Source organism: Erythrobacter sp. (assembly GCF_023653175.1).
In the GTDB taxonomy this organism is placed as follows: Bacteria; Pseudomonadota; Alphaproteobacteria; order Sphingomonadales; family Sphingomonadaceae; genus Erythrobacter.
This window is the reverse complement of record NZ_JAMNXL010000135.1, coordinates 1-9933: the sequence shown is the minus strand read 5'-3', so window position 1 is coordinate 9933 and position 9933 is coordinate 1. Positions and strand designations below refer to the sequence as shown.

Genomic DNA, 9933 nt, shown 5'->3' with positions numbered 1-9933 from the left:
GGTGATTTTCGAGCCACTTCACCGATTCCGCATCGAGGTGGTTGGTCGGCTCGTCGAGCAGCAGGATCGAGGGCTTCTGGATCAAGAGGCGGGTAAGCGCCACGCGGCGCTTTTCGCCGCCCGACAGGTCCTTGACCGGCCAGTCGCTCGGCGGGCAACGCAGGGCCTCCATCGCCACTTCGAGCTGGTTGTCGAGCGTCCAGCCGTCAACCGCATCGATCTTGTCCTGCAGTTCGCCCATCTCCGCGCCCAATGCGTCGAAATCGGCATCGGGCTCGCACATCAGCGCGCTGACTTCGTTGAAGCGCGCCACCAGATCGGCGGTTTCCTTCGCGCCCTCGCGCACGTTTTCGAGCACGGTCTTGGTCGGATCGAGTTCGGGCTCCTGCTCGAGATAGCCGACGGTGATGTTCTCGCCCGGCCATGCCTCACCGGTGAAATCCTTGTCGATCCCGGCCATGATCTTGATGAGCGTCGACTTGCCCGCGCCGTTGGGGCCGACGATGCCGATCTTCGCGCCCTGGTAGAACTGGAGCGAGATATTGTTCAGCACCGGCTTGGGCGCACCGGGGAAGGTCTTGGTCATGCCCTTCATGACATAGGCGTATTGGGCGGCCATCGGATCGGTCCTTCGGGATCTTGGAATTGGGGTCGTCAGTTTGGGTGCGCAGATAGGGAAGGGGAGGGGCAAGGGCAAGCGGCTAGACAGGCGGGCGGGGCGTGGATAGCACCTCTCGCCATGACCAAGCCCCTAATCGCGCTCGCCGCGCTGTCGCTCGCCGTCCCCACGCCCGCAGAGGCCAATCCTGCCCCGCCGACGACGCTCGACGTCACAGTGCATGGGGCGCTCAAGGATGACGAATTTGCCTATGCCTTCATCGAAGGGCTGACGACCGAGGTCGGCCCGCGTCAGGCAGGCACCGAGGCCGAGGCGCGGGCGCGCGAATGGGCGGCTGCGTGGCTGAAGAATTATCGCTTTGAAAATGTCGCCATCGAACCGTTCATGATGGACACCTGGGTGCCCGGCGATATCGCCCGGTCTCGCGTGACCGGGCCATTTGCTCAGGATCTTGAGGTGCTGCCCCTTGGCAATTCGGCGGCAACGCCGGTGGGCGGGATTGAGGCCGAGGTGGTGCATTTCCGCAACGTCGATGAACTGCGCGCCGCGCCGGAAGGCAGCCTCAAGGGCAAGATCGCCTTCATCAGCCACGCCATGTCGCGCACTCAGGATGGCAGCCAGTACAGCTTTGCCGGGCCCGCGCGCTGGGTCGGCCCCGGCATTGCGGCAAGCAAGGGGGCCGTGGCTGCGGTGATCAAGTCGGTCGGCACCGACAATCACCGCAATCCGCACACCGGCGGCACCAGCTTTCCCGAAGGCGTTGCGGCGATTCCTGCGGGCGCATTGAGCCTGCCCGATGCCGCCAATCTCGAACGCATGTTTGACCGAGCCAAAGGCCGGCCGATCACTCTCAGGCTGGAGATGAACCCGCGCCAGATCGGCCAGACGGAAAGCGGCAACGTGGTGGGCGAGATCGTCGGGAGAAATTCGCTGCTGCCGCCGGTGCTGCTGGCCTGCCATCTCGACAGCTGGTGGAACGCGCCGGGGGCGTTCGACGATGCGGCCGGTTGCGGCATCATCATCGCGGCTGCCCGCCGGGTCGCCGAAAGCGGCCAGCCGCTGCGCACCATCCGCGTGCTGCTGGCGGGCGCGGAGGAAGTGGGGCTGTTCGGCAGCGCCGCCTACAGCAAGGCGCACCTTGCCGAGCCGATCGCGGTCGGCCTCGAAAGCGATTTCGGCGCGGATCGGATCTGGCGCTTCGATTCGAATTTCCGCGAGAGCAATCCCGCGCTGCACAAGAAGATCGCCGCCGCCGTGGCGCGCTTCGGCGTCTCGAGCGGCACCGACGTCGCGGGTGGGGGCGCGGACCTCAACATCGTGCGTGACCAGAAGGGTGCGCTGGTCGATCTGCAGCAGGACGGCACGCGCTATTTCGACCTTCACCACACCCCCGACGACACGCTCGACAAGATCGACATCGTGCAGCTCAGGCAGAACGTCGCGGTCTGGACACAGGTCGTCGGCATCCTCGCCAACGAGGGCACCGCGATCCTGACCGGCACGCCCGTTCCAGCGGCCCCGGCGATCATGAAATCGCAGTAATCTGACAGGAATGACGCAAATCAGTCATTTTATGGTTGGCTAGTCGTAACCAAACTGACCGCAAACCGTCGCGCTAAAGACACGCATTGCGGGCAAAGGAGCGCAACCCCGCCGCGCGCCCGAGCCTGCTTTGCGCCCCCCACGCCCATGGCTCCTCTCCGGTATCCGCGGCAGAGCGCAAGAAGGCGTGTGCATGGCGAAAGATCTGCTGATTTGCGACCTCACCCAGAGCTGGTCGCCCACCGGCGGGGGTGGCATCTCCACCTACCTCAAGGAAAAGAAGAAGTACTTCCAGGACAACACCGAGCACCGGCTGCTGCAAATCGTGCCGGGGCCGGAAGACCGCATCACCGTGGAAGGCCGGACGATCTTTGCCGAAGTGGGCGCGCCGCTGGTGTGGGGCAGTCCCAATTACCGCTGGATCAACCGCAATGACGCGGTTTTCGCGCTGCTCAAGGAATACCAGCCCGACATCATCGAGAGCCTGTGCCCCTGGGTGCTGCCGTGGATCGCGATCCGCCACCGCCGGCGCTATCCCAATACCGCGCTGGTCGCAGGTTACCGCACCGATTTCCCCAATGCGCAGGTCTACCGCGTGATGAAGGATCTGTCGGGCCACTATCCTGCAAGCTTTTTCCGCAATGTCGCATATTTCTATGCGTGGATGACCTACCACCGCTTCGACCGCGTCTATACCCTCAACCAGGAAGCCCGCGCGATGCTGGGCGGCCTTGGCTATCACAATACCGGGGTGCTGGGGCTTGGCGTCGATATCGACATCTTCTCGCCCGAGCACCGCGATCAGGCTTTCCGCGCCGAGCTCGGTCTGCCCGAAACCGGCGGCCCGCTGCTGATCTATGCCGGACGCCTCGACAATGAGAAGCGCGCCTATGTGCTGGTCGAGATGTTCAAGCAATTGCCGCGCGAAATGGGCGCGGCGATGGTGCTGATGGGTGACGGCAAGCTGCGCGAGGTACTGATGGAGGAGGCCAAGGGCCTGCCGATCGCATTCCCCGGCTACGAGACCGACCGCGGATCGCTTGCCCGGGCGCTGGCCTCCTCCGATGTCTATGTCAGCGGAATGGCCGACGAGACCTTCGGCATCTCGGTGCTGGAGGCGCAGGCCTCGGGGCTGCCGGTGGTGGGTGTCGCGAGCGGCGCCATGCCCGAACGCGTGCCCGATGGCACCGGGGTGCTCGGCCCGGTCGATGATCCGGTGGCGATGGCGCGCGGCGTGGTGGAGGTGTGGCGCGACGATTACGCCGGGCGCCGCCAGCGCAGTCTCGCGCTGGCCGCCGCGCATAATCGCTGGCCGCAGACCTTCGAACAGCTCATCAATGTCGAGTATGCCGCCGCCCTTGCCGCGCGCGATGCCCGGATGCAGGGCACGTGGCTGGGCCCTGTCAAGCGGGCCTTGAACGTCTCTTGAGCGATCCCGAAACCTCTCCCGCAGCGCTCGCCCCGTGGCAGCGTCTGCCGCGGCGCACGCTGACGATCGCACTTTCGGTGCTGCCGCTGGTGGCGCTCGCCAATGTCGCGGTGCTGGTGTGGTCGCTGGGCGGGATCGACCTGGCAGGGCGGCTGGTCGCGCCCGGGCTGCTGCTGGTGGCGGCCGGCCTCGCCTTCGTGCCGATGCTCGCCAATTCGCTGCGCTTCGCGCTGTGGGGCCGGTTCCTCGGCCTCGGCCTTGGGTTTCGCGGGGGGCTCAAGGTGGTGACGGGGACGATGGTCACCAATTCGATCACGCCGTCTGCCGCAGGCGGCATGCCGATCAAGATACTGTTCCTCATCAACGAGGGCGTGCCGACGCGCCGCGCGGCGACGCTGATCTCGCTCCAGACCGCCGAGGACACGCTGGTGATGACCTCGCTCGCAGCGCTGTGCGTCACGCTCAGCGGGTTCCAGCTTGCCGATTTCCTCGGCCGCCAGCCCGGGCTGGTCAACGAGATCGAGACCGATCTGGCGATCCTCGCAGCGGTTGTCGGAGGCGTGCTGGTGCTGCTCGCCGGCCTGGCGGCGGCGCTGGCGGCGGGCCTGCTGGGCGAGCGGCCGCGCGCCCGTACCGCCGCGCTCTGCATCCGCGCGCGGGATTTCGGCGGGCATGTGGTGAGTGACTGGCTGGGGGTGCTGCGCCGCGGCAAGGGCATAGCGCTGGCCAATCTGGTGCTCGCGCTGGCGCAGTGGCTGGCGCGGTTCTCGATGGCGGGGATCGTGCTCGCCGCTTTCGGGCAGGACTGGCATCCGGCGCTCTACTGGCTGCTGCAATATCTGGTCCAGTCGATCAGCTCGGTGGTGCCGACGCCGGGCGGCGCGGGCGGGGCGGAGGCGGGCTTCCTGCTGCTGTTCGCGCCCTTTGTGGCCGCTGGCGTGCTGGTCGCGGCGATGAGCACCTGGCGGCTGATCTTCTTCTACCTGCCGCTGGCGGGCGCAGCGCTTGTGTTCTTCCTGCTCCAGCGCGCCGCCCGCCGGCGTGCAGCAGCGCCCGAACCGCTCGCCGCTGCCGCTCCGCAGCCGGCCGAATAGCCCCGTCAGGCGGCGCGGCTCAGCAGCGCAGGTCGGGCAAAGCCGCCGCGCTCACCCACGGTGAACTGCGACAGGGCGCTGTCGAGCAGCCCCGCCTCGCGCGTCAGCGATGTCGCCGCTGCGGTGCATTCTTCGGCCATCGCCGCGTTCTGCTGGGTCGAACGGTCGAGTTCGCCCACGACGGCGGTGATCTGCGAAAGGTTTTCCGCCTGCGCCGCTGCCGAGGTGGCAATCGACTGGATCGCTCCGGAGAGCGTGGTGATATCGCGGGTGATGGCAGCAAAAGCATCGCCGCTGCGGCCGACCAGATCGACCCCGCGACTGACCTGCACCGAACTGGCCGAAATGAGCGCCTTGACCTCGTCAGCCGCCTCGGCGCAGCGCTGGGCGAGTGCGCGGACTTCATTGGCAACCACGGCAAAACCCTTGCCCGCCTCGCCTGCGCGCGCTGCTTCCACGCCCGCGTTCAAGGCCAGCAGGTTGGTCTGGAACGAGATGCTCTCGATCACAGCGATGATCGAATTGATCTCCTGCGAGGAGCTCTCGATCTGCTGCATCGCGCCGACCGCCTCGGAGACGATCTGCGAACCGTCCGCAGCGCGCTCGGTGGTGTCGGCGATGGTGCGGCGCGCGCTCTCGCTGGTCGAGGCGCTTTCCTGGACGCTGGCATTGATCGAGACGATCGCGGTGGCGGTCTCTTCCAGATTGGCGGCCTGTTCTTCGGTCCGGCGCGACAGATCGTCGGCGGCCGAGCGGATTTCGGTGGCGCCCGCGTTCATTGCCCCCATCCCGCTCATGACATTGCCGAGCGTTGCACACAGCGTGCCAAGCGCGGCGTTGAAGTCGTGTTCGACCTGCGCATACTCGGACGGAAAGCCGTCGATCCGCGCGGTTAGATCGCCTGCGGCGACCTGGCGCAGCGCGGTGCCGAGCTTGTCGCTCACCAGCGCACGCACGCGCTCCTCCGAATTGTGGAAATAGCCCGACAGCGCCAGGTCGATGTCGAGCAGCGCGACCTTGACCAGGATCGCCACATGCTGCGCCTTACTACGCTTCCACGGCAGCCAAGCCTGCCAGCCCGGCGCGATTATCGCAGTGATCAGCTCGTCGAGCACCAGGCCATAGGCGCCCACATACCACTTCGGTTCGAGACCGATGCGCGCATGGACGTTCCCGATCCGGGTGGCGCGATCATAGAAGCGGCGATCCACCCCGTCGCGGAACACCGCCGTCCAGTGCTCGGCCTGCATCCCCTTGGCGCGGGCCATCTGCTGCGGGCTGTCGAAATGGGCGGACAGCTCGCGGCGCGAGGCAATGACCTTGTAGAAGCCGTCGAGCGCCCCATCGAGCCGGCGTTTCAGTGCCCGGCCTATGCCCGAGAGCGTAGACTGGCGGACCTCGGCGAGGCCGTAGTAATCGAGACGCTCCTGTAAGGGATCGGCGGACATTGCAAAGCTCCTTGTGTTTTGTTGGTGGCTACCTGGGAATGGAGAGGGTCGTGGATGAAGTCAGGCGGCGCGGTTGAGCGGCGGGGCTGCGGCGGCGTCGTGACGCTGGAAGCGCGACACCTGACCACTCAGGTCCTCGGCGCTGCGCAGCAGCTCGACCGAGGCGGCGCTGGTCTGTTCGGCCATCGCTGCGTTCTGCTGCATGCCCCGGTCGAGCAAGGTCATGGCGGCATTGATCCGGCGGATCGCCTCGAGCGAATCTTCCGAGCCTTGCGCGATTATGTCGACCTGGTCGGCAATGTCCGAGAAGCGCGCGACCAGCGAGGCAAGCAGGGTGACAAGCTGCTGCACCCGCGCGACCCCGATCGCGACCTCGTCCTTGGAGGTGGCGACCAGCGCCTTGATCGCGGTCGCCGACTGGGCCGAGCGCTGGGCGAGCTCGCGCACTTCACCCGCGACCACGGCAAAGCCCTTGCCGGCCTCGCCCGCGCGCGCCGCTTCCACGCCCGCGTTGAGGGCCAGCAGGTTGGTCTGGAAGGCGATCGTGTCGATGAAGCCGATCATCTCGCCGATTTCGGCCGAAGAGGCCTCGATCCGGGTGATCGCCTCGGCGGCGGCGGCGATTTCCTCGGCACCGCGGTCGGCATCGGACTTGGCATCGAGCGCGGTCGAACGGGTCGCGGTCCACAGCCCGGCCTGCGCCTCGATCTCGTGGAGCAGCTCGCTCGCGGTGCGCGCGGCGCTTTCGATCGCAGCGGTCTGCTGTTCGGTCTTTCCGGCCAGATCGGACGAGGCCTCGCGCAGCTCGTGTGCACCGGTCGCGACCTGATCGGCGGTCTGCGCCACCGCGCCGACCAGCTTGTCGAGCTCGGCGCAGGATTCGTTCAGCAATCCACGGGCGCGGTCGTATTCGCCGGGGAAGGGGGCGTCGAGCCGGCTGGAAAGGTCGCCAGCGGCCAGCTTGCGGAGCCTTTCGGACAGGCCCGAAAGCACCGCCCGTTGCTCGCTGTTGAGCGTTTCGCGCTCGACGCTGCGTTCGGCCGCGAGCGCGGATTCGGCGCTGCGGACGTCCATCAGGCTGCGGATCAGCACCTCGAACTGGCGGCACAGCAGGATCAGTACCGCCGCCTCGACCAGCACGACCACCGCATGGAACACCACCCGCATGAGATCCGCGCCGTCGGGAAAGACCAGCGCGGGGGCGATGAAGTTGAGCGCGAGATGGTGCAGCGTGGTCACAACCGTGCCGACGACGATCACCCGCCAGTCGGCCAGTGCGGCGAGCACCGCGAGGAAGGCGAAGAACACCATGTGCATGTCGATGATCCAGCCCGAGCCGCTCGCCATGGCGAGCAGCAGCGCGGCGAGCAGCGGGTAGCTGACGCCCAGCACGACGCGCGCCACCGGATCGGAGCGGCGGGCCTGGGCGAACCACAACGGCGGCGTCACGAGCACTGCCGCCGCAAGCGCCACCAGCGGTGCTCCGCCAGTAATGGCCCAGACCACCAGCACCGCGCCGATCACCCCGGCGAGCAGGCCGATGACGCGGACCCCGGTTTCGCGCAACGCGCGCATCTCGTCGACGGGCATGGCTCTAGCTCCTGCGGGTCGCGGCGCAGCCGGGGGCACGCGCGGCGAGGGGAAGAATGCCCTCGCCCAGCGCGCGCAGCAGGATGGCATTGTCGGTGATGCGGGCGATGACGCGGCCGCGGCTGGTGTCGAGCGCTAGCAGCGGCACCTCTTCGCGCAGCGCCCAGGCGATCATGCTGCGCGCGTTGCTACCGCCCAGCGGCACCAGCAGAGCCGCCTGTCCGGGGCGCGGCCACACCATAGCTGCGGCCAGCGCCAGCATGACGCCTGCGGCATGCAGGCCGAGCAGCGCGCGGTCAGCGCGCATCGTCCTGCTCCAGCGCATGGCGCAGTTCGCCGAGGCGGATCGCGGCGACCGCAGCGTCGGGATCCTCGGAGGTGAGCACATTGGCCATCTCGCGCAGCGACTGCGCCAGCCGGTCGATCTGCTGCAATTGCACCAGGTAGCGCGTGGCGACATCATAGTCGCTGCACAGCACGATGCCGAAAGCCTCGGCATCCTCGGCAAATGTCGCAAGGTGCCCGGCGATCCCGGCGAGCAGCGCTGGCGAATGGGGCGCACCGGCGGGCCTCAGCCCGGCGGCAGGAAGGGGACGGCTCATGCTCAGGCTGCCAGTTCGACCGGCTCGTCGGCCATCAATCGCGCCAGATCGAGCACCATCACCATGTCCTCGCCGAGCGGGGCGATCCCCTCGAGGAAGTGGGTGATGGTCTCGTGCCCCATCGCGTCGGGCTGCTGGAGCGTACCGGCCTCGATGCTGACAATGTCGGCGACATCATGGACGATCAGCCCACGCATCTGGCCCTCGTGCTCGATAACGATGATCGGATTGCGCGGGGTGGCCTCGGTCGGCGTCCAGCCGAGCCGCGCGGCAAGGTCGATCACCGGCAGCACCGCGCCGCGCAGGTTGACCACCCCAGCGACATAATCGGGCACGCGCGGCAGACGGGTGACGGGCGACCAGGCGCGGATTTCGCGCACGGTCATGATGTCGATGCCGAAGCGCTGGCTGGCGATGCCGAAGGTGATGAGTTCGTGGCGCATTGGGGCGGTTCCTCGGAACAGGTAGCGTGCGGGGTCAGTGGATCACGCGGCGCAGCGCGGCGGTGAGCTTGTCGGCGTCGAAGGGCTTGACGATCCACCCCGTTGCTCCAGCATTGCGGGCGCGCTGCTTCTTCTCGGCGGAGCTCTCGGTGGTCAGCACCAGGATCGGGCGTTCGGCGTGGAGCGCGCTGGTGCGCAGCTTCTCGATCAGGCCGAAGCCGTCGAGACGCGGCATGTTGATGTCGGTGATGATAACGTCGACCTCGTTGGAGGCGAGCCATTCGAGCGCCTCCTGCCCGTCTTCGCATTGTTCGACCGCGAAGCCGCGCGAAGTGAGCGCGCCCAGCAGGAGCGCGCGCATGGAGGCACTGTCGTCGACCGTGAGCACACGGATGGGGGCAGGGTTGCTGGCTTGCATGATGGGCTCCGTTTGGATCGAGAGTCTGTATCAGTAGGGTGGCAGCGCCTGCATCGTGTCAGGAAGCCCGCTGGTCAGGAGTGGTCCGCAGCAGGGGCTGGTTGCCCCTGCAAGGGCCGCGACGCAGCCAGCGGGCTTCGTGACGCGACCCCGAAGGGGCGGGCCGCTTTTGGCCCATCGCCGTGTCAATCGTCGGTCACTATGCGGAAGCATGGCTCCCTCCTCTTTCCTTGCGCTGGGCCAAAATCGGCTCCGTGCAGGTGCTGCCACCCTACTGATACAGACTCTAAAATAGCTCGACCGTCCCAAGTGCCGATTGCGGCCGACCCAGTGGTTTTTCCGTAGGGGCGACATCGGAGGGCACGAGGCGGGCGCGGACCTGGCCGCTGGCGGGACGGAACTGGATGCGGCGCGCCTGGGTGCCCTCGAGATCCTCGAACACGCAGGGAATGTTCTCGCGCTCGAGGAACTGGCGGGCGAAAGCGGCGTTTGCGGTGCCGATTGGCGAGAGATCGGGGTTGAGGTTCGCGCCGCCGTAGAGCCGCGCGCGCAGCCGGCTCTTGATCGCGCCGATGGCCAGCATCTCGTTGATCAGCAACTCCATCAGGAACAGGCCGTAGTCGCTGTCGAACGCCTGGTTGCGCACATGCCTGGGCGGCTCGGCGAGGAGGAAGTGGTTCATCCCGCCGACCCGCGACACCGGATCGAACAGGCAGGTGGCAACGCAGCTGCCGAGGATGGTGCTCAT

11 protein-coding genes are annotated in these 9933 nt (G+C 67.2%); 3 read left to right on the top strand and 8 right to left on the bottom strand.

The genetic code is table 11. From position 1 onward, the window contains the following. The coding region (locus tag NBV68_RS14030; protein WP_296310765.1) for an ATP-binding cassette domain-containing protein at positions 1-619 on the bottom strand (619 nt) is incomplete at its 3' end. Positions 620-739: 120 nt separating this feature from the next. On the opposite strand from NBV68_RS14030, the gene NBV68_RS14025 reads away from it, so the two are divergent. The 3 genes from NBV68_RS14025 to NBV68_RS14015 all read left to right on the top strand — a co-directional run bounded on the left by NBV68_RS14025 (position 740) and on the right by NBV68_RS14015 (position 4684). After that, on the top strand, positions 740-2161 hold the full coding sequence (locus NBV68_RS14025) for a M20/M25/M40 family metallo-hydrolase (RefSeq protein WP_296310763.1): 1422 nt from the start codon (positions 740-742) through the stop codon (positions 2159-2161). 193 nt (positions 2162-2354) lie between these two features. Continuing rightward, entirely contained in the window at positions 2355-3590 is a 1236-nt protein-coding gene (locus tag NBV68_RS14020; RefSeq protein ID WP_296310761.1) for a glycosyltransferase, read from the top strand. Further along, entirely contained in the window at positions 3587-4684 is a 1098-nt protein-coding gene (locus tag NBV68_RS14015; protein WP_296310759.1) for a lysylphosphatidylglycerol synthase domain-containing protein, read from the top strand. Before NBV68_RS14020 ends, NBV68_RS14015 begins: the two co-directional genes overlap by 4 nt. A 5-nt stretch (positions 4685-4689) precedes the next feature. Here the strand turns inward: NBV68_RS14015 and NBV68_RS14010 are convergent, their stop codons facing one another. The 7 genes from NBV68_RS14010 to NBV68_RS13980 form a co-directional block, all read right to left on the bottom strand. Further along, complete coding sequence (locus tag NBV68_RS14010; RefSeq protein ID WP_296310758.1) at positions 4690-6132, bottom strand: globin-coupled sensor protein; 1443 nt, start codon at positions 6130-6132, stop codon at positions 4690-4692. A gap of 60 nt (positions 6133-6192) precedes the next feature. After that, positions 6193-7722, bottom strand: a complete 1530-nt coding sequence (locus tag NBV68_RS14005) for a methyl-accepting chemotaxis protein (protein ID WP_296310757.1) — start codon at positions 7720-7722, stop codon at positions 6193-6195. A gap of 4 nt (positions 7723-7726) precedes the next feature. Further along, positions 7727-8029, bottom strand: a complete 303-nt coding sequence (locus tag NBV68_RS14000; RefSeq protein WP_296310756.1) for a hypothetical protein — start codon at positions 8027-8029, stop codon at positions 7727-7729. Next, on the bottom strand, positions 8019-8324 hold the full coding sequence (locus tag NBV68_RS13995; RefSeq protein ID WP_296310755.1) for a hypothetical protein: 306 nt from the start codon (positions 8322-8324) through the stop codon (positions 8019-8021). The genes NBV68_RS14000 and NBV68_RS13995 overlap by 11 nt, the downstream gene beginning before the upstream one ends. A gap of 2 nt (positions 8325-8326) precedes the next feature. Continuing rightward, entirely contained in the window at positions 8327-8767 is a 441-nt protein-coding gene (locus NBV68_RS13990; protein WP_296310754.1) for a chemotaxis protein CheW, read from the bottom strand. Between the two features lie 34 nt (positions 8768-8801). Beyond that, on the bottom strand, positions 8802-9185 hold the full coding sequence (locus NBV68_RS13985) for a response regulator (RefSeq protein ID WP_296310753.1): 384 nt from the start codon (positions 9183-9185) through the stop codon (positions 8802-8804). A 286-nt stretch (positions 9186-9471) separates the two neighbouring features. Continuing rightward, a partial coding sequence (locus NBV68_RS13980; RefSeq protein WP_296310751.1) for a chemotaxis protein CheD occupies positions 9472-9933 on the bottom strand: 462 nt, incomplete at its 5' end.

What these genes read in the sequence shown, in the direction of transcription:
- NBV68_RS14005 (WP_296310757.1), bottom strand. Translation starts at nt 7,722, where the DNA reads ATGCCCGTCGACGAGATGCGCGCGTTGCGCGAAACCGGGGTCCGCGTC.
- NBV68_RS14000 (WP_296310756.1), bottom strand. Translation starts at nt 8,029, where the DNA reads ATGCGCGCTGACCGCGCGCTGCTCGGCCTGCATGCCGCAGGCGTCATG.
- NBV68_RS14025 (WP_296310763.1), top strand. Translation starts at nt 740, where the DNA reads ATGACCAAGCCCCTAATCGCGCTCGCCGCGCTGTCGCTCGCCGTCCCC.
- NBV68_RS13985 (WP_296310753.1), bottom strand. Translation starts at nt 9,185, where the DNA reads ATGCAAGCCAGCAACCCTGCCCCCATCCGTGTGCTCACGGTCGACGAC.
- NBV68_RS13990 (WP_296310754.1), bottom strand. Translation starts at nt 8,767, where the DNA reads ATGCGCCACGAACTCATCACCTTCGGCATCGCCAGCCAGCGCTTCGGC.
- NBV68_RS14020 (WP_296310761.1), top strand. Translation starts at nt 2,355, where the DNA reads ATGGCGAAAGATCTGCTGATTTGCGACCTCACCCAGAGCTGGTCGCCC.
- NBV68_RS13995 (WP_296310755.1), bottom strand. Translation starts at nt 8,324, where the DNA reads ATGAGCCGTCCCCTTCCTGCCGCCGGGCTGAGGCCCGCCGGTGCGCCC.
- NBV68_RS14010 (WP_296310758.1), bottom strand. Translation starts at nt 6,132, where the DNA reads ATGTCCGCCGATCCCTTACAGGAGCGTCTCGATTACTACGGCCTCGCC.